This window comes from Paenibacillus sp. BT-177 (genome assembly GCF_025846815.2).
GTDB classification, from domain to species: Bacteria; Bacillota; Bacilli; order Paenibacillales; family Paenibacillaceae; genus Paenibacillus; species Paenibacillus polymyxa_C.
In genome coordinates this window covers 451,312-475,464 of record NZ_JAOYTP010000001.1, presented here as the reverse complement: position 1 = coordinate 475,464, position 24,153 = coordinate 451,312, and the positions used below count along the sequence as shown (strand labels likewise).

Below are 24,153 nucleotides of genomic sequence, written 5' to 3'. Positions count from 1 at the left end.
AATTGTATTAAGCTAGGAAGGGGAATTCTCTTGAGTAATCGTTCTTTGAATGGAACAGACTTTACCGCGATGGTTTTAGCCGGGGCGGAACAATTACAGCAGCATGCGGAGCATGTCAATTCACTAAATGTATTCCCGGTGCCAGATGGTGATACGGGAACCAATATGAATCTGACGATGAGCGCGGGCGTAACGGAATTGAAGAGGGGAGATTCTTCCTCCATCGGTGTCATGTCCGGCATCTTATCCAAAGGCTTGCTGATGGGGGCCCGCGGCAATTCAGGGGTTATCCTGTCTCAGTTGTTCCGTGGCTTCAGCCGTTACGCTGCCCCATACGAGGAATTGAATACCCTTCAGTTCGCATCGGCATTGCAGAGCGGGGTGGATGCGGCCTACAAGGCGGTGGTTAAGCCGGTGGAGGGTACAATTCTTACCGTGGCGAAGGAAGCGGCCAGACATGCTGTGTTTTTCTCGCGCCGGACGAACGACATCACAGAACTGATGGAAGAAGTGCTTGCCAAAGCAAAGGAAACGCTTGCCATGACGCAGGACATGCTCCCTGTACTGAAGCAAGTAGGGGTTGTAGACTCGGGTGGACAAGGGCTTGTGTATATTTATGAAGGGTTTATGCAGCATCTTGGAAGCGGATTGGTGACATCTCCAACTTCAAAAGGCGATAATGTACGTCCGGTTTTTGCTCCTTATGTATCGGAGAGACCTACTTCTGCGCCTGTTGCTCCGTCCCCAGATGCGCCGATTTCTGCGCAGGCGAAGCTCGAAACGGAGAATATTGAATTTTTGTATGATATGGAGTTTTTTATTAATCGACAATTGGGCGAAGCGCAAGGTACAAATTTTGATGAGGAAGCTTTCCGGAAAGCGTTGTCAGTAGATGGTGATTCGATTATCGTTATTTCGGACGATGATGTTATCAAGGTTCATGTGCATTCTAAGGCTCCAGGTGAAGTCTTGAATCTTGCGCTGCGTTATGGGGAAATTACACAGATTCGAATTTTGAATATGCGCGAGCAGCATCGTGATTTGCTGTCTGCAGGTATGGATGGTGCTCCTGAGCCTGAGTGGTTTGCTGAAATACCAACAGAGCCTGCACGTGAGGAGGAGCCATCTGAGCCTCCAGCTCATGAGCTGGCACCCTTTGGCTTTATAGCTGTGGCTTCTGGTGAAGGGATTGCTGATATTTTTAGAAGCTTGGGTGTTGATGTTGTCCTTTCGGGTGGTCAGACAATGAATCCGAGCACAGAGGACTTCGTTAATGCGGCTCGCTCGATTGCGGCTCAACATATTTTTATTCTGCCGAATAATTCCAATATAATCTTGGCGGCTGAACAAGCGTGTGAATTGCTAGAGGTGGAACGGTTGGTGTCGGTTATTCCGAGCAAAACAATTCCTCAGGGCATTGCAGCAGCATTTGCTTACCAAGAGGAAGAAGCCTTTGAGGTAAATCAAGATAATATGCGGGACGCAGTTACCCGTGTGAAGTCTGGACAAGTGACCTATGCGGTACGGGATACGACACTTGATGATCTGCATATTACAGCGGGCCACTACATTGGTATTCAGGATTCTAAAATTGTGGCGACTGAGGAGCAATTAATGGCAACATCCCGTCTTTTGCTGGCGAAAATGCTGGTGAATGGCGATGAAATAGTTACGATTCTTACAGGTTCGGATGCAAAACAAGAAGAGACAGATCAGCTTGTTGCGTGGCTTGAAGAAAATTATTCGGATGTTGAAGTGGAAGTTCATGAAGGTGGTCAGCCGATTTATCCTTATCTGTTCTCAGTGGAAACCTGATGTGCTTTAGCACGCCCATGGTAGTCCACTACAAAGGAGGTCTGACTGATGAAAACTATCATTTTGACGGATAGCACGGCTGATATTCCACAGGAAATAGCAGATCGTCTCGGCATAGTCATTGTACCATTGACAGTGATGTTCGGTAGCACAGCTTACCTGGATGGTATTGAGATGTCAGCTGCACAGTTTTACAGCGAACTGGTACGGGCTGATGAACTGCCTACAACGTCACAGCCATCACCAGCCCGTTTTTTGGAGACGTATACGGAGTTGTTGGAGCAATATCCCGAGAGCCAGATTATCTCCATCCATTTATCCTCCGGTGTGAGCGGAACGTACCAGTCCGCTCTGCTGGGCAAATCCATGTTGGAGAAGCATGAAGATAGAGTGACCGTTATGGATTCCAAGTCGGCCTCGTACGGATACGGTATGCTCGTGGTTTATGCTGCAGAGCTGGCGGCTGCCGGGCAATCCCCGACTGAAATTATTCAGGGTGTGGAACGTCTTGGGGAACGCCGTTGTTTGTATTTCCTGGTGGATACACTGGAATACTTGCAAAAAGGCGGACGTATTGGCAAGGCAGCGGCTATGGTTGGTACGTTGCTTAACATTAAGCCAATTCTTTCGATTGACAAAGAAGGTATTATTTATTCGGCTGATAAGGCGAGAGGGAATAAAAAAGCGACAGCACGAATTATTGAACTGCTGGAGCGGGATTTAAAAGGCCAAAAAATCAATATTGCTGTGGGTCATACGGCAGATCGCTCGGCGGCAGAAGCGTTCGTGGCTCAGCTGGCAGAGCATTTTGAGCTGGGCGATCAAATATATACTGAACTTGGCGCTGTGATCGGAACTCATGTGGGACCAGGAACGATTGGTATTTTTGCATGGCCGGCCGGAGATGAGAGGTAATATGCTGCAATTGGATCAAATACCATTAAAACAAATACATGGCGTGAGTGCTCTCAAAGAGGGAGAGCTTCACGCTTTTGGCATTTCTAACGTGCAAGATATGCTGGAATATTATCCGTTTCGGTATGAAGATTACCGGCTGCGCTCGCTAAGCGAAGTGAAGGACGGAGATAAGATTACAGTACAGGCGAAAATTATGGGCATTCCGGTCCTTCAGCGTTACGGGCGCAAATCAAGGTTGACTTGTAAATTGATGGCTGAGGATTGGATGTTTACTGCAACATGGTTTAATCGGCATTTTTTGAAGGATCAGCTAACATCAGGTCGTGAAATTGTGGTGACTGGTAAATGGGATCTTAAGCGAATGCAGATGACTGTTGCAGACTCTGAGTTCCCTGATAAAGGAGTGGCCCGTTCAGGGACACTTCAACCGGTGTACTCTATAGGTGGCAAGATTACGCAGAGCTGGATGCGAAAAACAATGAATCAGACGCTCCAGCAGTTTGGTGAAATGATTCCCGAGATATTGCCAGATCTGCTGGTACGCAAGTATAGTATGATGCCACGCAAGCAGGCCATTGCAGGTATTCACCAACCTCAGGACAATCGAGAGGGACAAGAGGCTCGGCGACGAATGGTGTATGAGGAGCTATTTTTATTCCAGCTGAAAATGCAGGCATTCCGGGCGTTAAATCGTGGTCGAGCGGACGGGGTGGTGCATACGGTGGATAACGCCACGATCCGTGAATTTGTGAGGGCTTTGCCTTTTGAATTAACGGATGCACAGAAGAAGGTTGAGCTTGAAATACTGCATGATCTACGCTCACCTTATTGTATGAACCGTCTGCTTCAAGGGGATGTTGGGTCGGGGAAAACAGTGGTTGCTGCCATCGGTTTATTTGCAACAGTACGTTCTGGTTTTCAGGGAGCACTGATGGTGCCAACCGAAATATTGGCCGAGCAGCATATGCGGTCGCTTCACAAGCTGTTTGAACCCTTTGGAATCAGCGTGGGATTACTGACAGGAAGTACAACTGGGAAGAAGCGTAAGGAGTTGCTTGCCGCTCTTCAAATGGGTCTGCTGGATATTGTGGTGGGCACGCATGCCCTTATTCAGGAGGATGTGTATTTCCGCCAGCTTGGACTAGTTGTGACGGATGAGCAGCACAGGTTCGGAGTCAACCAGCGTAGTGTACTGCGCCGCAAGGGCTACAATCCCGATGTGCTGACCATGACGGCCACACCGATCCCGCGTACGCTGGCGATTACTGCTTTTGGTGATATGGATGTTTCTACGATATCAGAGCGGCCCAAGGGACGTATTCCAATTTCTACGTATTGGGTGAAGCACGAACTGATGGATCGAGTGCTCGGTTTTATTTCTCGTGAGGTAGATCAGGGGCGGCAGGCTTATCTGATTTGCCCGTTGATTGAAGAGTCAGAGAAGCTGGACGTACAGAATGCCATCGATCTGCATATCCAAATGCAGCAGGCTTTTCCACATTATCGCGTTGGGCTGTTGCACGGACGAATGACTCCTGCAGAAAAGGAAGAAGTTATGCGTTCCTTCTATGCAAATGAGGTTCAGCTACTCGTTTCAACCACAGTTGTAGAGGTGGGGGTAGATGTGCCCAATGCGACGCTAATGATCATTATGGATGCAGATCGCTTTGGATTGTCCCAGTTGCATCAGTTACGTGGACGTGTTGGAAGAGGCGCACATGCCTCATACTGTGTACTGATCGCTGATCCTAAGTCGGAGGTTGGTCAGGAACGGATGAAGGTTATGACTGATACGGACGATGGTTTTGAGGTTGCTAGACGCGATCTGGATTTGAGAGGGCCGGGGGACTTTTTTGGCACCAAGCAGAGCGGGTTGCCCGAGTTTCGGTTAGCAGATATGGTAGCGGACTTTGAGGTGCTGGAAAAGGCACGTGAGGATGCAACGAATCTGATCAAAGACTCCTCTTTTTGGACATCTCCGCAGTATGAAGCACTTCGCGGTTATTTGCAAAAAGAGCAGATTTTCCAAGGGGATCTTATCGACTGACCCATGATGAATGATGAGGATGCTCTAAACGTTTTTAACAGATAGGCACAATGGACAGGCTGGCCGTCATATATTTGGGAATGACCGAATGATATGGGAGGTGTGGCAACATTGAGCTATCAGCAATATGGAATTAGTCCGCAACTGGTGGAGCGGATTAAGTTGAAAATGAAAAATCGTGTGCTCAAGGAGCGGGTTAAGCAGCAGATTGAGGGCGTGACCAAAGCAGATCTGCAAAACAAAGCTAAGGTGCGCCATCTTGTGAAGACCACTTCTGCTATTTTAAACGAGCGATTGACGGCTACACAGGAGGAGCAACTGACCGCCTTCGTATTGGCACAAAAAATTGATCCGTCCAATACGTTCCATCTGATCAAGCTATGGGGAATGTTCCGTTGATTGCTGTTCGAAGGGGTGCTTCAAAGCACTTTCTATGTTTTATGTGAAGCATAGAAAAAAAGGATTGCCTGATGTTAGGCGATCCTTTTTGGCTTTATTTTAGGCTTTTGTATTTCATTCCCCGGGCAATAGGCAGTGGTCTTAGTGTGAAATTCTATTTGTAATGACCGCCAATTTTGATAGACTGTTGCATGGCCTGTACATCTGGACGTACCGTTGTTCGGTGTTGAAAGTGCTCCCTGCCCCAGACGCCTGATCATTGAATTCGCCGCACGGGGCGGTAGCTGCGTTCGATAAAACGGTCAAATTGGTCTAGGTATGCAGTTCAGCTTCTGTTTAGACTTGGATAAGTTCATATGGAAGACTCCTTTAATGATGTGTTTATGAAAAGGTTTGTTCGACCCTCAACCTTACCTGAAGGATCAGAATCCGGTTACTGTACGGATGGTTCACCTTGTTCCCGTCTTGCCCGAACCTCCTGGACAATTTTTCTGTTCATTGTTTCCGTCAGCTCATAATTTTTCATTGGAAATACGGAGAGAAATGTCAGAACCCCCGGAATAATCGTAAATAGTAGTGTGAGCCAAATAAGAGTTGTATTTGTTTGGACTATATTGGGCTGGTAACCCGCCAACGCTAGCGCATAACCACCCACGGCGCTGCCGATTGCGGCCGCCAATTTGGCCCGAAAAACGTTAGCTGAGAAAACCATCCCCTCTGATCTGTTTCCTGTTTTCCACTCTCCATAATCGACGCAATCTGCTAGCATTGTGGACATGACAACATAGTTCAGCCCCACGCCAAAAGAAATGATACAGCTGAGAATAAAGACAAGTACAATAGAGTTGCCGCAGAAGAAAAGGGCTATCATGGATATGGAGGTGATTAGCACCCCTGCTATGCTAGTGCCTTTTTTGCCGATCCACTTGGCAATGAACGGAACTGCGACGTTGCCTGCGATTTGAAAGCCCACGGTTAGTCCCATAAACAGTGGAATGAATGCTTCGGCACCTAGGTTGTATTTGAAATAATACAGAGTAAACGCATTACGGATGTTGGCAGTCATTTCGATAATAAAAAACGAGATGATCAACAGCCGCAAAGGTCGGTTTTCAATGAAGAAAAGGCGGAGTACTCCTTTTAACGTTTGTTTTTCATGTCGAGGCACTACGTGTTTTTCTTTTACGCCAAACACCGTAAACATCATGCAGACGAAAAACAGACCACAAAGTACAGCAACGGCTCCAGCCCATCCGTTGAAGAAATGGACGAGGGGAAGCGCTACGACATTGACCGTCCATAAGCCGGCACTTGCAACCGTACGAGGGACAGTCACGACTTTGGTTCGTTCTGCAGCATCTTTGGTTATGGCGGCGGACAGTGACCAATACGGAATGTCCAATATGGAATAGCTAATGCTCCAAGCGATATAGGTAACATAGGCATAAACCAGCTTCCCGGCGGAAGAAAGGTCCGGACTGAGGAAAAGCGCCAAGGTGGTGAGTGTTACCAAGAAAGCCCCGATGAACATGTAAGGTCTAAATTTCCCCCAACGCGTATTCGTGTTGTCGACTGCAATGCCAATAAAGATGTCAACGACCGCGTCAATCACCCGTGCCACCATCAGCAATGTTCCGACTGCAAGCGCATTTAATCCGAAGCTGTCAGTATAGAAGAACATGAGATAAACGGCGGTTAAATTGTAAATAACATTCATCCCATAACTACTCAGTGAGTAAGAGATAAGTGTTTTTAAACTGACTTTGTCGTTATTTTTTGCAGCTGCAGAAGTAAGCATGTTTTAACCCCTTTCAAAAATTGACGATCATAACAGGCTGTTATGATGTGTTGTTATGAAAACTTGTAAGCGTTATCTTGAAATACAGAATAACAAAAGCTGTGGCAGTAGTACATGATTTTTCTAAAGTAGAAGATAGTAAAAACAAAGATTATTGCATACATTTACGGATTAAGGTTTCATTTTAGGTCTTAGGATATGCTTCTTAATTTATGCTATATTTGTTACGGGACACCGCCCTTGGTTAACTATAAAATTTTGAAGCATGGAGGTTAGGGATGGGTGACAATATGATTCAATTTGTAGACACACGTACCAGTTCAAAACATAAAAATATTACAGATTTAATTCTGTATAATTGTGGCTCGGAGCCTTGTTCTCCCAACCAGGATTTCGGACCTATCGCCAGGGATTTCAATCTTATTCACTTTGTATTAAAGGGTAGAGGCAAGCTGGTATTAGATAAGGAAACATATAACATAGAGAAGGGACAGGCTTTTTTAATCCCTGCTAATAAGGCCGCTTATTATCAAGCTGATGAGTACGAGCCATGGGAGTACAGCTGGGTAGGGTTTATGGGGATCAAGTCCGAAATGTACTTGCAGAATATCTCTCTTGTTCAGGATAATCCGTATGTGGTAAGTATCGGAGACATCACTTTTTTTCATTCGACTATTCTTGAAATGCTTCGTATAGGGAATAATACACTTTCTTCATCCTTGGCTATTCAGGGCTATTTATGCCATATTCTCGCCAAGTTGGTGCATGAATCAGGTGAAACGATGCCTGTGAAAGAAGAGCTTCCCTATTCAGTTCAAGCTATCAACTATATGGAGAAAAACTACAACGGTGGCATTCAAATCAGTGAGGTGGCAGAGTATCTCGGACTTCACCCCAATTACTTGACCTCTGTTTTTAAGCAGGAAATAGGTGAAACACCGAAGCAGTATTTAATGAACATTCGGATTAAAAAGGCATGCGAGCTGTTACAGGATACCAGTTACTCTATTCAAGTAATCTCCAATTCTGTCGGTTACTCGGATCAACTGACCTTTTCGCGGGCATTTAAAAATATGATGGGCATTTCCCCCAGCGCTTATCGCGAGAAAATTCTTTGATTTTACTATATATATCTTCTAAAAATACTGGTGCTTGAGGTAGGGTTGTTTTGATATCGTAAAGCTGTTGGTTTTTCCTGCATGGTATTTTAAAGGATTGCACGGAAGAACTCACTTTACGAGAGGGGAACTGCATGTGGATACACTCATTGCCTTTATTCCAGCCATAGGCTGGGGATTCATGCCAATACTGGCGCAACTGACAAAAGCCAGTCCTCGCGAGCAACTGACGGGGACGGTCATCGGTGCCGTATTGTTCGCACTGTGCCTGTATTCGTACTCACCTGTTAACTTTCAAGTCACACCATTTATTGTGAGCTTTGTCTCTGGTGTGTTTTGGTCCGTAGGACAGTTGCTTCAATTTCAAGCTTTCCAGAAAGTAAGCGTTTCAACGGCCATTCCTATTATTTGCGGGCTGCAACTCATGGGAACGACGCTTTTTGCAGCACTAATCCTGGGCGAATGGACGACCGGGTACCAAATTGGTATTGGATCAGCAGCGCTTATATTTATTTTGTCTGGCATCTTGCTGACGAGCTATCAGGGGAGATCAAGTGGTTTGTCCAAGCCCTTGCCCCTTCAAATTCTTGTCATGTTGGTTTGTTCAGGTATAGCCTTAACCTTGTATGTTATTATTAATCAAATCTTTCATGTCTCCGGTCTGTCAGTCATCTTACCGCAATCACTTGGCATGTTGTGTTCAGCGCTTTTAATGAACTGTAAGGGAGGGCAGAAGCTCCATTTGGTTCAGGTGCTGCGCAATTTGTCTACGGGTTTGTCGTGGAGCGTAGCGAATTTGGCGCTATTTATTTCGAATGGGCTTATTGGGGTCGCTACCAGTTTTCCCATCTCTCAGGCGAGTATCGCCATCTCCTGCGTTGGCAGTATTCTGATTTTCAGGGAAAAGAAGAGCCCAGGGGAATGGCTTCGTCTATTGGCTGGCATTATGGTAATCATGGTCGGAGTGGGATTGATTAGCCTGGTCAAGCTCTGAGAATATTCAGAATTAAGAACTGTACATGCAGTACGGCTACAGATGGTTAGGGTATATGAGTCGATGATTAAATAGATTTGTGTGATCCAGAATCCTTTCAGGTTGTACAGTAAATCTATTTAATGTCTTACTTATAATGCCCCCCAATCTTCCTGGATCTTTCCAGGGCCTGGCCGACATGAGTGAGGGAGGAGGCTCTTACGATCGCCGTATTGCCGTAGCGCTCCTTAATGCTGTCGGTGGCTTTCTCTAGGGAGCGTGCCCGTTTCTCATCATCAAAAAAGGAAACCTGGTACGTTTCCGCATCCATTAGACTGCTTAGGCTAACGCCCAATCGCCTTACCGGCATGCGATCCCAAAATTTATAGAAAATTTCCTTGGCGGCTTTGTAAATTTTATTCGTGTTGTTAGTCGGATCGGGCAGCTTCATCTGGCGCGAAAACCCGGTCGGCGACTCAAACGGGCTGCACATGCAACTGACAGTAACGACATACCCCATATACCCTTTGCGCCGGCTGTCCTGACATACTTCCTCGGTGAGCTCGAGCAGAACGGTTTCCACTTCCGCAGGCTGGAGATAGTCTCGGGGAAGAGTCATCATATGACCGATGGATTTAGGAGGTGTCTCAAATGTTTCCGGCTTAACCGGGCTATGATCGATCCCGTTAGCAGTTCGCCATATCACCTCTGCCTGTATGTTGGACTGTTTGCCGAAATGAGAGCGGAATCTGTCCTGAAGCCGGGGTAAGGGAGTACGGGCGATGTCCCCAATGGTGTACAGTCCAAGCCTCTCCAAATGCCGTTCCATACGCGAACCGATACCGAACATAAGACGTACTGGTTGGGGCCACAGCAAAGTTGCAATGTCAGATGCAGGCAACAAGAAAATGCCGCTGTCATTTTTTTTAGCCCATATATCTGTTGCGGTTTTAGCCAGCATTTTATTGGGACCGATACCAATTCGAATCCATACTCCTGTTTGTGCGAGCACTTTCTGCTGAATTTCACTTGCAATGCTCATCGGATCTCCGAACAGGGAGAGACTTCCGCTCATATCTAGAAATTGTTCATCAATGCTGAAAACCTCAACCAAATCCGTATACTCATTATAAATTTCTGTTATTTTTAATGAGACATCGATATAATGCTGCATGCGCGGGCGTACAATGATAAGGTCAGGACATTTTTTTACAGCTTCCCCCAGACGTTCTGCAGTGGATATACCAAGTTTTTTTGCCAGCGGACACGCAGCTAAAATAATGCCTGAACGAAGTGCAGGGTCACCGGCCACAACGAGCGGCTTATGTTGGTAGGTGGGATTATCCGCTTTTTCGACGCTGGTATAAAAGCTTTGACAGTCCGCTAGAAATATGGTTCTACTTCTACGCTCCTTCAAAATGTTGACCTCCTCCCCTGATATGTAATTGATCATATTCCAAAATATTCTTGAACGTATACTCTTATAGTAGTATTATATACAGAACAAGTGTTCCTAATACAAATGTATTTTTTGGAACATTACAGTTTACGGGAAACCTAGCATGGCGTATCATATTATCTTGAACAAAAACAAGTGGAAATGAATGAATATTGAGGGGAGAAAACCATTTTTATGAACCCAAAACGTCGACCATCATCTCAAAAACGCAGTAGGTGGCGCATTTTTGGCAGAGTTTTGCTGATTAATATCAAGTGGTTCTCGCTTGCGGGTGTACTTGGAGTGCTGTTTGCCGGAGGTCTTATATCCGGTTATGTGGCGGCACTGGTTCATGATGAACCTGTACGATCACGTCAATTGATATATGAAAAGGTAAATGAGAATGCTCTGACCAGCTTTGTATTTTTTAATGATCAGGTAACTCCGGTTGGAAGAATGCGCATGGAGGAGGACCGACAGCTCGTTGACCTGAAGGATGTTCCTCAGTCCATTGTGGATGCCCTCATTTCAACGGAAGACAGCCAATTTTATGAGCACCATGGTGTAGATTTAAAGGGGACGGCTCGTGCTGTCAAGCAGAAGCTTTTGAATGAAAACCGCCAAACTGGCGGCAGCACACTGACACAGCAGGTAGCCCGAAGAGTTTTCCTGAGTCTGGATAAAACGGACAGCCGAAAGGTGAAGGAAATGCTGCTGGCACTACGTATGGAGCGTTTTATGGGCAAAGACAAAATATTAACGGCTTACTTAAATAAAATGCCTTTTGGTAATGGTTCCGCTGGTTACAATTTGTATGGAATCAAGTCTGCTTCGTTAGGGATTTTCAATGTAAGTGACCTACATAAGCTTCATATTGCTCAAGCGGCTTATTTGGCAGGTCTTCCACAGCTGCCATCTGTTTATTCCGCTTTTGATGGTAAAGGGAATTTTGATGAAGAAGGTTTCAATAAAGCGATGGAGCGCCAACGCGTTGTGTTGGGAAGAATGCTGGCAACAGGCAAACTCACGCTGTCCGAATATAACGAGGCGCTTCAATTTGATGTGAGAGCGACTCTTGCACCGCATCGCGAAAAAAGCTATAACACATTCCCTTATTTGATGCTGGAAACAGAGCGGGAGGCCGCACAGTTGTTAGCACTCCAGCAAAATCCGAATCTCACGGCAGCCGAGATTTCTAAGCCTGAGCATGCTGAACTTCTTCAAAATACGCGAGAAGAGTTGCAACGATCCGGCTATCGAATTTATACAACGATAAATAAAAAAATTTATAGCAATATGCGGCAGATTGCAGCCAATCCACAAAATTTTTCTCCATACAGTAAGAAGAAGGGGCTAGAACAGATTGCAGCAATCATGATTGATCATAAAACAGGGGCTATCCTCGGTATGATCGAGGGCCGGGATTTTAATACCGAGCAAATGAACTATGCAACTCAAATGACACGTCAGCCGGGTTCTGCCATGAAGCCTATTGCTGCTTACTTACCTGCTTTGGAGAAGGGCTACACTCAGCCCGCCGGTCTTATTGATGATTCACAAATCATATTGAAAGACGGACGTAAGGGTTATCATATTCCTAAAAATTATAACAGAAGGTATGAGGGGCTTATGACAGCCCGTGAAGCACTCAATCGGTCAATCAACATCCCTGCACTGAGGCTGTTTTTATATGAAGTTAAAATTCCAAACGCTTGGAATTTTGTGCGTTCTCTTGGAATTACAACGATTCAACCACAGGATGAACATGCTCAAACAGGAGTTCTAGGTGGACTTAGTAAGGGGGTATCCGTCGAAGAACTGACCGCAGCATATGGGACAATTCCCAATATGGGCGTGTATAATGCCCCTCACTTGATCAGTAAAATTACAGATGCCAACGGTAAGATTGTATATGAATTTAAACCACAGACAAAGCGTGTATATTCGCAGCAAACCGCATTTTTGATGACGGATATGCTTAGAACCGTTATATCAGACCCGAGAGGAACTGGCAAACGTCTGCAAAAAGCTTTTAAAAGCTACGGTACCATTGATATCGCGGGTAAAACGGGTACGACACAGAACTTTGGTGATGTGTGGTTTATGGGATACACACCTGACGTTACGCTAGGCGTCTGGGCTGGTTATCGCCAACAGGTTAATACATTATCTCAAGAAGGTCACACCAGAGCACAGTCTGTGTGGGCACTGATCATGAATGAGGCGGTCAAGGACCAGCCTGAGCTTTTTAAGAATAAGCATTTTATACAGCCGGAAGGCGTTGTGAAAGTTACAGTATCTAGTCTTACAGGTAAGCTGCCAGGGCGTTATTCTCGCCAATCGGGTCACCTCGTGACTGACTGGTTTAACCAAAAGTACGTGCCGACCGAAGTCGGAAGAGAACAGCTTCCACGTTCTGCTAGACCAGTAGTTCCGTCCAAACCAGAGGTCAAGAAAGAAGATGTCCCTGAGGTTAAGGTGCCTGCAACAGATCAAGAGGAGGTTCCACCAGAGGAAACAGCTCCTGCTGTTCCTGACACAGATGCAGAGATCGAACCGCTTGATGAGAATAACGATGTGCCATCAACAGATACATCGCAACCTTCTATTGAAAACGAACCGGAGACACCTTCTGAATCAGAGAACCAGAGTGGTGCTCCAAAAACTCAGCCTGACGAGGTTATCTATCCTGAACCAACGGCTGATCAATCCAACAACTAAGCAACACGGGCGATCAGCCTGTTGTAATTATGAGTAGAGCCAGCATTTTGTGCGGCTCTGCTCTTTTTTTCATATTTTAGATTTCTCCTTTTTGAAAATACGAGCCAAATTATTTGCTATGTAACCAATGGGCTTTAAAATCTTCTCTTTGTTTAGGCAAGTAGGCAAGGCGAGATTATAAGGGGGCATAGTCTTGGGTCAGATCAATTCCCAGGTAGTATCCGAGTTTACGCCGAACCTCACTGCGGGCAAAGGATGAAAGCATGAAAAATCGCCTTTGGTAACCGCGGCATACATACAAAACCTCTACGCCTTCATGATTTCGGATTTCGCTGTATATTTTCACTCCCTGTCTTTTCATTCGCGCTTTTGTTTCTGCTAATTGAACAGTTACGCGCTGTTGTACTCCAGTCAGGCTACGAATATACAAATCGGGCATTTTTAGAGGAGAGATATTCATAATACGAATGTCTCGTTCCAACACATCCAGCACAAGAGTTAGAAGTACACACATCTTGATCAGCCCTGCGTCTTCTTCAGAAGGCAAAGGAGCTTTATGCTTGTTATCAAGTACCTTTTTGTTTGTCATTAATATCCCCTTTACGCGGAGTGAAATTACAATATATAATAAGTATATAGAACATATGTTCTAAATATACCTTATCATAGGGATTTTTCTGTTGCCAAAGCAATCATCAATTATTGGAAAAGTGGCAGGGAGCCCTACTTCCATGTGCCATTGTCTAAAGGTTCTATCGTATATGACCGATGACAGTCAAACAGAGTTTGTGTTAAGCTGATGGATAAAAAACCTTACATAGAAGGGGATAGTGTTCTGCTAGCGGTCATTTTTTACTATTTAACTTAAGAAAGTAGAGAAAGAAGGTTTACATATTGTCACGTTCGTTATATGTAGCTTTATTATTGTTGAGCCTTATTTGGGGCGGTTCCTTTATGTTTATTAAGGTGTTATTGCTACATCAAGTAGGACCGTGGACCATTGTATTTCTGCGCTCCAGCTTTGGTCTTATTTTTATCGTCTTATTAATGCTTCTTATGCGCAAGCCGTTTAAAATCAAAAGCATTCCGTGGAAATCGGTTATTCTGGTAGCATGTGTCAACATGGTTTTACCATGGACATTGATTGGTTTTAGTGAGACCAGAATAGCTAGCAGCATGGCTTCTGTATTGAATGCGACCACGCCAATATGGACTATGTTGGTGGGCCTTGTCTTCTTCGGAGCTATATTTCATCGCCTGCAGTGGTTAGGAATGGGGCTCGCTTTTATAGGAATTATTATTTTATTGGGTATTAATCCTGCCTCTATTATTTCTGTTGATCCTGTAGGTTTTGGATGTATGCTGTTTGCGACTCTCTGCTACGGATTTGGAACACAGCTCTCCAAACGTTTTCTCTCCAATCTTTCCATGTATCAGGCTACCTTTGCGACACTGTTTGGTGCGGCAGCAGGGGGTGGTATTATGATGGCAATTGTAGAGAGACCGGATTTGTCGATCGTTTCTGTTCCAGGAGTATTGGGTTCCCTCATAGGGCTAGGAGTTTTGGGATCAGGGGTAGCATATATCTTGTTCAACTATATGATTTTGCGCGGGAGTGCGGAATTTGCTTCTTCGGTAACGTATTTTGTACCCGTGAGCGCCATCGTATGGGGCTTTTTACTTCTGAATGAGCATATCGGCTGGAACGTGCTGACCGGGCTGCTTCTTATACTCGGGGGCGTATTTATGGCCAATCAGCGCAGAACAGCCAAACTAAGGGTAATAGCTCCAAGTGAAAATAAAACACACTCAGGTCATTAAGTGTGTATTCGCCAAACCTTTGGTATAATGCGTCAACTCGCACATACAATAAAGCATGCTCACACATAAAATAAAATATGGTGCAGCAAAAAAGCAAGCTGTTTAGCAGGTGACAAGGTGTGGTATAATAAATTATAGAATTATATGTACCACAGAAATGTCGGAGTTTTATTCCACAAAAGAAAGGATCAGGATACCATGTGTCCCCGAAGGATACTTCCCCAAAGGACGATTTGGAAACGATTTGATCTGTCTTATACTTAGCTTTTCCGCGGAGTAACGTCAAGTTGCGAAAGCCAACTCTGCGGAAGAGGGGATTGTACATGCGAAGGACCAAGTCCTCCAGGCACATCTTACCAGGTTGCTTCCGTAAGAGTGGGTTCATCCACATCAAACTTACGAGAAACCGAGGGAGCCTGTATGAGGAAAACTTACGAATCTATCGTGAACAATGGAGCACTGAGACAGATTGCTGTCATGTTGCTCGGAACATGCATTTTAGCTTTTACGTACTATCACATTAATGCCCAGAATCATTTATCAGAGGGCGGATTTGCAGGCTTAGCTTTGCTGGGTCATTATGCGTTTGGCATATCTCCAGCATGGAGTATGCTGATGCTTGATGTTCCCGTCATATTGCTAGCATGGGTACTGAAGGGCAAAAGATTTATGATGCTAGCATTAATCGGAGCCGTCGCCTTTTCACTGTTTTATGCAGGATTTGAGAAATATTCGACTCTGGTTATAGACCTGCATGGAAATCTGCTAATAGCAGCTCTACTTTGTGGGGTGCTCACAGGTTTAGGAGCCGGAATCGTACTGCGATTCGGTGGAGCAACCGGGGGCGATGATATTTTGTCTCTGCTAATCAGCGAGTGGCGCGGATGGAAAATCGGCAACGTGTTTATCGTCAGTGACATCATCGTACTGGGATTATCGCTGTTGTATCTGCCTGTGAAGGAAACAATGTTTACAATACTGGCTGTGTGGCTTGCCGGAAAAATAATTACATGGACGACCACGTTCCAATTGCACCGACCTGTGAAAAAGGTACTGCCAGCGGCTATTCCAGCTAAAAAGGTAGTTGCCAAAACAGTGCCGGTCGTCCACAGCCTTCGTCAATAAGGAAAGGGTGTTACGTCAGGAGAGAAATCTTCTTACGTAACACCCTTTCGCTGTATTTAGCTTCATCAGAAAGGCTTTAAAGTAGAATGGATACGCCCGTTTTGTTCATGAATATTTGCAGAAATCTATTGCTATTCTACAAATCTTTGAGCTTCGTCCACCGATTCATTTTTGTATTTAAAGGTTGAAATGGGCTGTTCGTCTCTCTCTTCATTGATTGCTCGGCGATTCTCGTGCGGCTGGATGATTATCGTTCCATTCCTCAGCTTGAGCAGTGGCAATCGCAATCGCACGCCCTTCTTCATAGCCTTCGCGGAGTAGAGCGTTAGCGATATCAACGGCTTTTTCTCGCACACGGGGTTCTAGATTTTTCATGGATGGCGGGTAATCATGTTTGTTCCAAGGCATCGCTGCACACTCCTTTTTAGCAGATGATGTATTATGTATTACCCGTTGCCGGCTTAGACAAACAAAAATTAAAGTAATGAATATATTGTAAAATTTATCTTAAGAAAAAGCGTATAATGGTGTGCAGAATACCAGAAAAAGGAGTGAAACATTTGCTTGCCTGGGGTTTCGTTTTTTTACTAACCATCATCATTCATACTACCGATAGCTTGTCCTATGCTCTTCGGCTTGGTGGTTTGCGAGCACGTCGGATTGGATTGGCATTAACCGTGGTCGGAATGCTGCTGTTGGTTTCACGTACCTCCAATATGGCACAGGGACCTTTACTTGGAGGGATGGTCGATCAGGCTAAAGAGGCAGCACAATTGGGCGGAACGGATATGAGACTGGAACTGTATATGCACGGGGTACTGCTGGCCGCCACCGTTGGAACTATGCTTGCTATATTACTGTATCCAACAGTGGTACGCATGTCAGCCAGATGGATTGTACATTTGGAGAATACTGGATCCATTCCGGCTTTAATACGTCATTTAATGAGGCGAAATCGCTGGAAGCATGCAGGCTACTACATAAAGCGCCCTAGCTGGTCCATGTTTACCTCCCTAATCAGTGGAGTGATCCCCAAGCGTCTAATTATTTTAAATATTGCCGTTACCGCAATTTATACAACCGGAGTGGTATCTGCCTTGTATGCGTCATTCCTATGGCCCGCTCAAGGTACGGCAATGTCAATGTCGTCAGGCTTAATCAATGGTGTCGCGACGGTATTGTTGACCTTGTTAATTGATCCAAGATTGGCGGTGTTGTCAGAAAAAACGTTACGAGGGGAGCTACCCCTAATCCGAATGAACAGCGTGTACGGATGGATGATCATCTCGCGTTTGGCAGGAACTTTATTAGCTCAGCTATTGCTGGTACCGCTAGCCATTTGGCTTGGGTGGGTGATGAGCTAGATCAGTAGATGCGCTACCATATCAAAAAAAAAGGCTGACCCGTGATCATCGAATACAGATAGATTCGGGGTCAGCCTCGTTATTTTTACGGCTACTTACTTTTCAAATAATGACTTATAGGCTCCATATCCTTCACGCTCCAAGTCTTCCTGAGGCACAAAGCGGAGCGCGGCAGAATTGATGCAATAACGCAAACCCTCTGGACCTGGACCATCATCGAATACGTGCCCTAAATGGGAATCTGCTTCGCGACTTCGGACCTCGGTACGAATCATGAAATGGCTAAGATCGGTCTTTTCTTTGACATTGTAACTGCGCAACGGACGGGTAAAGCTAGGCCAGCCGCAACCCGCATCATATTTGTCCAGTGAACTAAACAAAGGTTCTCCTGATACGATATCCACGTAAATGCCTTCAGCTTCATGATCCCAAAACTCATTTTGAAATGGGCGCTCGGTTGCGTTTTTTTGTGTTACTTCGTATTGAATAGGCGTCAGCCGATCTTTAAGATCGGATTTATCAATCTTGGCAGACCAATTTTGCTCAATAAAATCTTCACGTCCTGAGCCTTTGCGGTAGCGTTTGTAGTGAGCGGGGTTCTTCTTATGATAGTCCTGATGATATTCTTCTGCTTCATAAAAAGTTGCCGCAGGCAGGATAGATGTAGCAATGGGCTTGTCAAAACGGCCACTTTGAGCGAGAGCTTCTTTGGAAGCCTCTGCCTTGATGCGTTGTTCATCATTATGATAGAAAATAGCCGTTTGGTAGGATGAACCTCTATCGTGGAACTGTCCACCTTCATCCGTTGGATCAATCTGTTGCCAAAATAGCTCCAACAGTTTTTCATATGGGAACACTTGAGGGTCGAATGTAATTTGTACGGCTTCCACATGTCCCGTTGTTTCAGAGCATACCTCTTCATAGGTTGGATTTTCGGTATGTCCCCCTGTATATCCAGATCTAACCTTCAAAATACCGGGCATTTCCTCAAAAGGGGAGACCATGCACCAGAAGCAGCCACCCGCAAAAGTTGCCTTTTCTACCGTATTTGGATTGTTGGTGCTCATATTTTATCACTCCAATCTGAGAATGTTTAATTAGTTGTTATTTAAATAGCTTACAATTAAATTATATACGGGATTTTTGCAAAATCCAACGAAACATCAGAAAGTACTCAGTTGCGTAGCTGTAGTGTGTCCCAAAAACTGCAATGAAACATTCTACAGAAGCGGCACAAACTCATTGGTGTTATGTTTTTTTGGCGCGCCTAACTCTTTTTCTGTAAAGTACAAACCCTCCACCTACCAGTGCAGTATATAGCAGCAAAATAAGCAAACCCGTGATTGGATGTTCCGCAAAGGTACCGCCTGCATAAGCATACACTGCAATCGCGGGAAGCTTGCCGATCGCTGTGCCTAGCATAAAGCTCCAAAACGGGAACCCTGCTACTCCGGCATATACATTTACAGCTGCCTGAGGAATGACTGGAATCAAGCGAGCCAGTAGCACAGCAGTAAAAGGCTCTTTCTCCATGACCTGGTTGAAGCGCTCCAGTGCGGGAACACGCTCCAAATATGTACGTCCTTTGTCACGGAACAGGGTACGTACAGCACTGTAAACGACCAACGCAGCCAAAGTAGTGCCAAGCCAGCAAATCAAAGCACCTTGCCAGGCGCCTGCTGCATAAGCAATGGAAGCGATAATCAGCTTGTAAGGGATAAACGGAATTAATGCGAATAAAAATGCGAGCAGTAGCAGAACCGGAAAGGAGGTTTGCTTGTTTGCCCATGCGAGCCAATCATATCTGTAGATAAACGCGATGCAGAGCAGCGAAACATAAGCCGCGGGGAGTAACCATTTTTTCATTTATATACCTCTTTCAATATCCCTGTTCGGCTTATTGCTTATACAGAAAAAAAATAGGGTTCACATTCCCAAAAATGTATGCTATACTGCCACTAACAGAATAGTTCCCAAAGGGGAGTAGCTCAGCGAGTAAAGTCGTCATTACGGGATTCTTAATCCCCGGCTTTATTGGCAACGTAATGTTGTAAGCGAGACCTTTGCCAGGATTTTAGGAATCCGGGTAAATGGTCTTTTTTTGATGCCAAAATTGGGTCAAGCGCCATTTCCGGATTCCGCGAAATGGCGCTTTTTTAGTATAAAGCGCTGAACTATGTACAGTATAACAAATAAACAAAGAAGGTGGGAGAAACGTATGGATTTTTTGTCAATTGAGTTTTTAACCGCATTGTTGTCCATTATTATCATTGATCTGGTGCTAGCTGGTGACAATGCGATCGTAATTGGCTTGGCGGCGCGGAATGTTGATAAGGCCAATCAAAAGAAGGTCATTATCTGGGGGACGGTCGGAGCAGTCATCATTCGTGTGATTGCTACAGTGCTGGTCACATACTTACTGCAAATATATGGATTGCGTTTGGTTGGGGGTCTGGCCCTTATCTATATCGCCTATAAGTTGTTGGTCGAAGAGAAAAAACATGAAATTTCAGCTACAAATCAGATGTGGGCAGCGATTCGCACCATTATTATTGCGGATACAATGATGGGACTCGATAATGTGCTTGCTGTTGCGGGAGCCGCTCATGGAAATATGCTACTGGTTATTCTAGGTCTGGCAATCTCCGTTCCGATCATGGTGTGGGGAAGCACGATTATTCTGAAACTGACAGAACGTTACCCAGTAGTGATCACGATTGGAGCCGCAGTATTAGCGTATACCGCTGCTAAAATGGTGGTGGCCGAGCCATTAATTGCACACTGGTTCGCAAATGGAGTCGTTAAATACGGTTTTGAAGCCTTGATTGTGGTTCTGGTTGTAGCCATCGGGATGCGTGTTAAAAAAGTAAAAAGTGAGAAAACAAAAAAAGAAGCGTTGCACGCATAAGCTAACTTATATTGAAGTAATCGGCTGAAGCTGGATACTCAAGTCTTAGAGGCTGTTCCTCAGATCCATCTGGATCAGGAGCAGTCTCTTTTCTTTGCTTGTCAGCGGACTTCCATGTAAACTAGACAACAGATGAAATGAGTGATTAGAGGTGGAACGATATGGACAAGCAAATCAAGACAAGAGTAGCTATTGCAGGATTAGGTGGAATCGCTCGTAAAGTGTATCTGCCGTTACTGGCTGCACACCAAGGCGTAGACATTGTAGGAGTGATGAACCGTTCACAGGAGCCGGTCAGTTCTACTATGGAGCAGTATAGACTACCAAGAGGAACGACGGATGTGAAGGAAATGCTGGCATGGGAGCCGGAAGCAATATTTATACATGCGGCCACCGAAGCTCATTTTGACCTAGTTATGGCGTGTATTGAAAAAGGGATAGCGGTGTACGTAGATAAACCATTGTCCTATGATGTTCGTCAGAATCTGGAAATGACTGCTTTCGCGGAGGCACAGGCTGTACTGCTGGCGGTAGGTTTTAATCGACGTTTTGCTCCGCACTATGTGGCTGCAAAAGCTTGGCTAGAGGAAGTGGGCGGTTTCAGTCAATGTGCGGCGATTAAACACCGAACTGGATATGATCGTAGACCGGCGGCACAGACGGTTTATGATGATTTAATTCATATGCTTGATTTGCTACTGTGGCTGAGTAGCGATAATTATGAGCTACTACATAGTAGTCTGGATACAACAAGTGAAGGGTATATGGACGCTGCGTTCGGGACTTTGCGTTTGGGGAATGCCGCCGGTACATACAGTATGAGCAGACAGGCAGGAGCTGACATAGAGAAGCTGGAGCTTCACGGGGCAGGACGGTCTGTTGAAGTCACGAATATGGAACAGGCTGTTTTCATACAAAAAAATCATTTATCACGAACGCAAACTTTTGGAAGCTGGGACACAATATTGGAAAGACGGGGATTCACCGGGGTGGTGAATCATTTTCTGGAGCATATTCATCGTCCGGAGGAGTGTGCTATACAAGCTGGAAAAGTGTTGGAAAGCCATATGCTAGCAGAAGAACTGATTAGTGGTTTGAGTGATTAATATCGAACCATGATGATCCAGACATCAAGAATTAGGTTGAAGGAGAAATGTATCAATGGAAGAAGACAACCGCGGTAAACAGGTAGAAGAAGCCATCATTGAAAATTATAAGCAAGAAGAAGATATGATGATCCTTGTGTTTGCTCAATGGTGCATCAATAACGGCTTGCAGCCAGAGGAATTATATCGTGCAGCATATCCGCAGCAGGATAGCAACGAGCGTCTGCTGCGAATACGCAAGCTGACTGTATCGCGTGAAGAAGCAGGTGATATTCCGCTGGATACGGTATTAGGGGTGCTGTCCATGTTCGGAAATGAGGACTTGGCGATGGTCGTATCCGAGGCGGCCGCCCAGCTCCCGTCGGAACGAAAATAAGTTCCAGCTATAATAAAGCATCTGGCAAAGTCATTCGTGGCATCGTGGAAATAAACTGTTTTTACTGAGGATATTGTTGATCGGGGAGGGTAAGCTGACGATGGAAGATATACCTGTGCCAAGTACTTGTAAAGGCTGTGAAAGAGATATCGCTTTATCGGAAGAGCAAATTACCAGAATTCTTAACAATATGAGACCCAAAATGGATTGTGTAAACGATGAAGTATACAAAGCCAGACTGTTGGCCTGTGCACAATGCGATGAGTTAAAGTCCGGTCACACATGTGGCATTAGTGGAAGTATTGTTCGTATACGTGCCTTGGCAGTAACTCAAAATTGTCCCAGTTACCACGGTTCACGTTGGCAAGGATCAGCTTGAAAAATGCAAAGCCCAGACTCGGTTAAATCTGAGATTACAGGCTAAAGTAGTCATCCCCTGGTCTGCCTTAATGGCAGACCTTTTTGGTTTGCTTGGACTTTGTTGTTAGCAATTGACAAATTGTAGACAATAAAATATATTAAACACGTAAAATGCTTTTATTTAATTATTAATATTTATATTAATAAAAGGATTGTTAGGTGTGACAATGTGTAACATTAGAGTTCAAAAAGAGAACGGTAGTGTGAGTGTAATTTATACGGTTGTGAAAGCGTAATCATTTTCTTGATGCTCCAACAATTTTAATGTTTTGGGAGGTTTTGTTGTGAAGGGTTCTGTTATAGTAAATACCGATTGGGAACAGGGAGTTATTAATAAAAATATTTATGGGCAATTTGCCGAGCATCTTGGACGATGCATTTATGAAGGCTTATGGGTGGGACAGGACTCTCCAATCCCTAACACTGACGGAATACGAAATGATGTGGTGGAAGCGCTGAAGCAGCTGAACATTCCTGTGCTGCGCTGGCCTGGAGGCTGTTTTGCCGATGAATATCATTGGAAAGATGGGATCGGACCGAAAGAAAACCGCAAAAGAATGGTAAATACGCACTGGGGCGGTGTGGTTGAAAATAACCATTTTGGTACACATGAGTTTTTCCAATTGTGTGAGCTATTGAATGCAGAGCCGTATATCTGTGGGAATGTAGGCAGTGGTACAGTGCAGGAAATGTCGGAGTGGGTAGAGTACATGACCTTTGACGGGGAGTCCCCTATGGCTGCATGGCGTCAGGAAAACGGTCGTGAGAAACCATGGAAGCTCAAATATTTTGGAGTTGGTAACGAAAACTGGGGTTGTGGTGGTAACATGCGCCCGGAATATTATGCTGACCTGTATCGCCGCTATCAGACATATGTCCGTAACTATGGAGAGAATCGCATTTATCGAATAGCTGGTGGGGCAAATGTGGATGATTATCGTTGGACCGAAGTACTGATGCGCGAAGCCGGGCACCTTATGGACGGTTTGAGTCTGCACAACTACACAATACCGGGGAGTTGGGAAGGGAAACGACACGCAGTCGGTTTTGATGAAGCAGAATGGTTTGAGACGATGAAAAAATCATTGCACATGGATGAATTGATTACTCGCCACTCTGCTATTATGGACCAATATGATCCTGACAAACGGGTTGGGCTGATCGTCGATGAATGGGGAACTTGGTTCCTGACCGAACCGGGTACCAATCCTGGCTTCCTGTATCAGCAAAATACGATGCGGGATGCGCTGGTAGCCGGACTACACCTGCACATATTCCATAATCATCATCATCGTGTGCAGATGACGAATATTGCTCAAATGGTCAACGTTTTGCAAGCGATGGTTCTAACTGAAGGCCCTGCTATGCTGTTGACCCCGACATACCATGTATTTGAAATGTTCAAAGTGCATCAGGATGCACAAGCACTGGCTATTCATGCCAAGGTAGGCAATTATGAGTATGATGGAGACTCCATCCCACAAGTAAGTGTGTCCGCCTCTAAGGCACAAGATGGCTTTATTCATATAAGCTTATGCAATGTCCATCCGGGCGAATCGGCAAATTTGAGCCTTGAGCTAAGAGGGATCGAAGAGGTTAAGAAGATCAATGGTGTTGTCTTAGCCAGTGACGATATGCAGGCACATAATACATTTGATCAGCCAGAGCGTGTGAAAAAGGAAGCTTTTACATCTTATCAGCTGCAAGGTCAGCATTTGGATGTTACACTGCCCCCGATGTCGGTTGTGATGCTGACAATCGCTCCTTAAAAAATTAGATTGTGGTATGTAAGCAGCACCCGTTAAA

General features: G+C 45.1%; 21 protein-coding genes. 15 read left to right on the top strand and 6 right to left on the bottom strand.

Going from position 1 to position 24,153, the window contains the following annotated elements:
* Positions 1-30 precede the first annotated feature (30 nt).
* The 4 genes from OIU26_RS02370 (at position 31) to OIU26_RS02355 (ending at position 5,179) form a co-directional block, all read left to right on the top strand.
* Positions 31-1,815, top strand: a complete 1,785-nt coding sequence (locus OIU26_RS02370) for a DAK2 domain-containing protein (RefSeq protein ID WP_264215837.1) — start codon at positions 31-33, stop codon at positions 1,813-1,815.
* A 48-nt stretch (positions 1,816-1,863) separates the two neighbouring features.
* Positions 1,864-2,730 carry a DegV family protein gene (locus OIU26_RS02365; RefSeq protein ID WP_264215836.1) on the top strand — a complete coding sequence of 289 codons (867 nt, stop codon included), beginning with the start codon at positions 1,864-1,866 and terminating at the stop codon, positions 2,728-2,730.
* A gap of 1 nt (position 2,731) precedes the next feature.
* On the top strand, positions 2,732-4,780 hold the full coding sequence (gene recG / locus OIU26_RS02360; protein ID WP_264215835.1) for an ATP-dependent DNA helicase RecG: 2,049 nt from the start codon (positions 2,732-2,734) through the stop codon (positions 4,778-4,780).
* A 111-nt stretch (positions 4,781-4,891) separates the two neighbouring features.
* Positions 4,892-5,179: a stage VI sporulation protein F gene (locus tag OIU26_RS02355; RefSeq protein ID WP_013371835.1), complete on the top strand. Its 288-nt coding sequence runs from the start codon at positions 4,892-4,894 to the stop codon at positions 5,177-5,179.
* Between the two features lie 433 nt (positions 5,180-5,612).
* Here OIU26_RS02355 and OIU26_RS02350 read toward each other — a convergent pair whose 3' ends face one another.
* The gene (locus OIU26_RS02350) at positions 5,613-6,977 is read right to left on the bottom strand and encodes a glycoside-pentoside-hexuronide (GPH):cation symporter (protein WP_264215834.1); all 1,365 of its coding nucleotides are present in this window, start codon (positions 6,975-6,977) and stop codon (positions 5,613-5,615) included.
* 278 nt (positions 6,978-7,255) lie between these two features.
* Between OIU26_RS02350 and OIU26_RS02345 the strand changes: the two genes are divergently transcribed.
* Together OIU26_RS02345 and OIU26_RS02340 are read left to right on the top strand one after the other, a co-directional pair.
* Positions 7,256-8,095, top strand: a complete 840-nt coding sequence (locus OIU26_RS02345; RefSeq protein ID WP_013371832.1) for an AraC family transcriptional regulator — start codon at positions 7,256-7,258, stop codon at positions 8,093-8,095.
* Between the two features lie 136 nt (positions 8,096-8,231).
* A complete protein-coding gene (locus tag OIU26_RS02340; RefSeq protein WP_264215833.1) occupies positions 8,232-9,089 on the top strand; it encodes a GRP family sugar transporter in 858 nt (285 codons plus the stop codon).
* A gap of 127 nt (positions 9,090-9,216) precedes the next feature.
* Here the strand turns inward: OIU26_RS02340 and OIU26_RS02335 are convergent, their stop codons facing one another.
* Complete coding sequence (locus OIU26_RS02335) at positions 9,217-10,485, bottom strand: DNA polymerase IV (RefSeq protein ID WP_436449012.1); 1,269 nt, start codon at positions 10,483-10,485, stop codon at positions 9,217-9,219.
* A gap of 216 nt (positions 10,486-10,701) precedes the next feature.
* Here OIU26_RS02335 and OIU26_RS02330 point away from each other — a divergent pair, with 216 nt between their 5' ends.
* The gene (locus tag OIU26_RS02330) at positions 10,702-13,227 is read left to right on the top strand and encodes a transglycosylase domain-containing protein (RefSeq protein WP_040103419.1); all 2,526 of its coding nucleotides are present in this window, start codon (positions 10,702-10,704) and stop codon (positions 13,225-13,227) included.
* 175 nt (positions 13,228-13,402) lie between these two features.
* Here the strand turns inward: OIU26_RS02330 and OIU26_RS02325 are convergent, their stop codons facing one another.
* A complete protein-coding gene (locus OIU26_RS02325; RefSeq protein ID WP_040103420.1) occupies positions 13,403-13,816 on the bottom strand; it encodes a hypothetical protein in 414 nt (137 codons plus the stop codon).
* Positions 13,817-14,121: 305 nt separating this feature from the next.
* On the opposite strand from OIU26_RS02325, the gene OIU26_RS02320 reads away from it, so the two are divergent.
* Both OIU26_RS02320 and OIU26_RS02315 read left to right on the top strand, forming a co-directional pair.
* Positions 14,122-15,048 carry a DMT family transporter gene (locus OIU26_RS02320; RefSeq protein ID WP_264215831.1) on the top strand — a complete coding sequence of 309 codons (927 nt, stop codon included), beginning with the start codon at positions 14,122-14,124 and terminating at the stop codon, positions 15,046-15,048.
* 420 nt (positions 15,049-15,468) lie between these two features.
* Positions 15,469-16,173 carry a YitT family protein gene (locus OIU26_RS02315; protein WP_013371826.1) on the top strand — a complete coding sequence of 235 codons (705 nt, stop codon included), beginning with the start codon at positions 15,469-15,471 and terminating at the stop codon, positions 16,171-16,173.
* A gap of 210 nt (positions 16,174-16,383) precedes the next feature.
* On the opposite strand, the gene OIU26_RS02310 is transcribed toward OIU26_RS02315, so the two are convergent.
* Positions 16,384-16,581 (bottom strand): hypothetical protein, encoded by a 198-nt coding sequence (locus OIU26_RS02310; protein WP_013371825.1) that lies wholly within the window; start codon positions 16,579-16,581, stop codon positions 16,384-16,386.
* A 152-nt stretch (positions 16,582-16,733) separates the two neighbouring features.
* Here OIU26_RS02310 and OIU26_RS02305 point away from each other — a divergent pair, with 152 nt between their 5' ends.
* Positions 16,734-17,537 (top strand): lipid II flippase Amj family protein, encoded by an 804-nt coding sequence (locus tag OIU26_RS02305; protein ID WP_436449025.1) that lies wholly within the window; start codon positions 16,734-16,736, stop codon positions 17,535-17,537.
* Positions 17,538-17,632: 95 nt separating this feature from the next.
* Here OIU26_RS02305 and msrA read toward each other — a convergent pair whose 3' ends face one another.
* Together msrA and OIU26_RS02295 are read right to left on the bottom strand one after the other, a co-directional pair.
* Positions 17,633-18,604: a peptide-methionine (S)-S-oxide reductase MsrA gene (gene msrA / locus OIU26_RS02300; RefSeq protein WP_013371823.1), complete on the bottom strand. Its 972-nt coding sequence runs from the start codon at positions 18,602-18,604 to the stop codon at positions 17,633-17,635.
* Positions 18,605-18,785: 181 nt separating this feature from the next.
* Positions 18,786-19,403 carry a TVP38/TMEM64 family protein gene (locus tag OIU26_RS02295; RefSeq protein ID WP_264215829.1) on the bottom strand — a complete coding sequence of 206 codons (618 nt, stop codon included), beginning with the start codon at positions 19,401-19,403 and terminating at the stop codon, positions 18,786-18,788.
* A gap of 352 nt (positions 19,404-19,755) precedes the next feature.
* On the opposite strand from OIU26_RS02295, the gene OIU26_RS02290 reads away from it, so the two are divergent.
* From OIU26_RS02290 to OIU26_RS02270, 5 genes are all read left to right on the top strand, one after another.
* Positions 19,756-20,445 (top strand): TerC family protein, encoded by a 690-nt coding sequence (locus tag OIU26_RS02290; protein WP_013371821.1) that lies wholly within the window; start codon positions 19,756-19,758, stop codon positions 20,443-20,445.
* 161 nt (positions 20,446-20,606) lie between these two features.
* On the top strand, positions 20,607-21,551 hold the full coding sequence (locus tag OIU26_RS02285) for a Gfo/Idh/MocA family protein (RefSeq protein ID WP_264215828.1): 945 nt from the start codon (positions 20,607-20,609) through the stop codon (positions 21,549-21,551).
* Between the two features lie 55 nt (positions 21,552-21,606).
* A complete protein-coding gene (locus OIU26_RS02280; RefSeq protein WP_264215827.1) occupies positions 21,607-21,927 on the top strand; it encodes a hypothetical protein in 321 nt (106 codons plus the stop codon).
* Positions 21,928-22,027: 100 nt separating this feature from the next.
* The gene (locus OIU26_RS02275; RefSeq protein ID WP_436449024.1) at positions 22,028-22,306 is read left to right on the top strand and encodes a hypothetical protein; all 279 of its coding nucleotides are present in this window, start codon (positions 22,028-22,030) and stop codon (positions 22,304-22,306) included.
* A 325-nt stretch (positions 22,307-22,631) separates the two neighbouring features.
* Complete coding sequence (locus tag OIU26_RS02270) at positions 22,632-24,116, top strand: alpha-N-arabinofuranosidase (protein WP_264215826.1); 1,485 nt, start codon at positions 22,632-22,634, stop codon at positions 24,114-24,116.
* Positions 24,117-24,153: the final 37 nt, after the last annotated feature.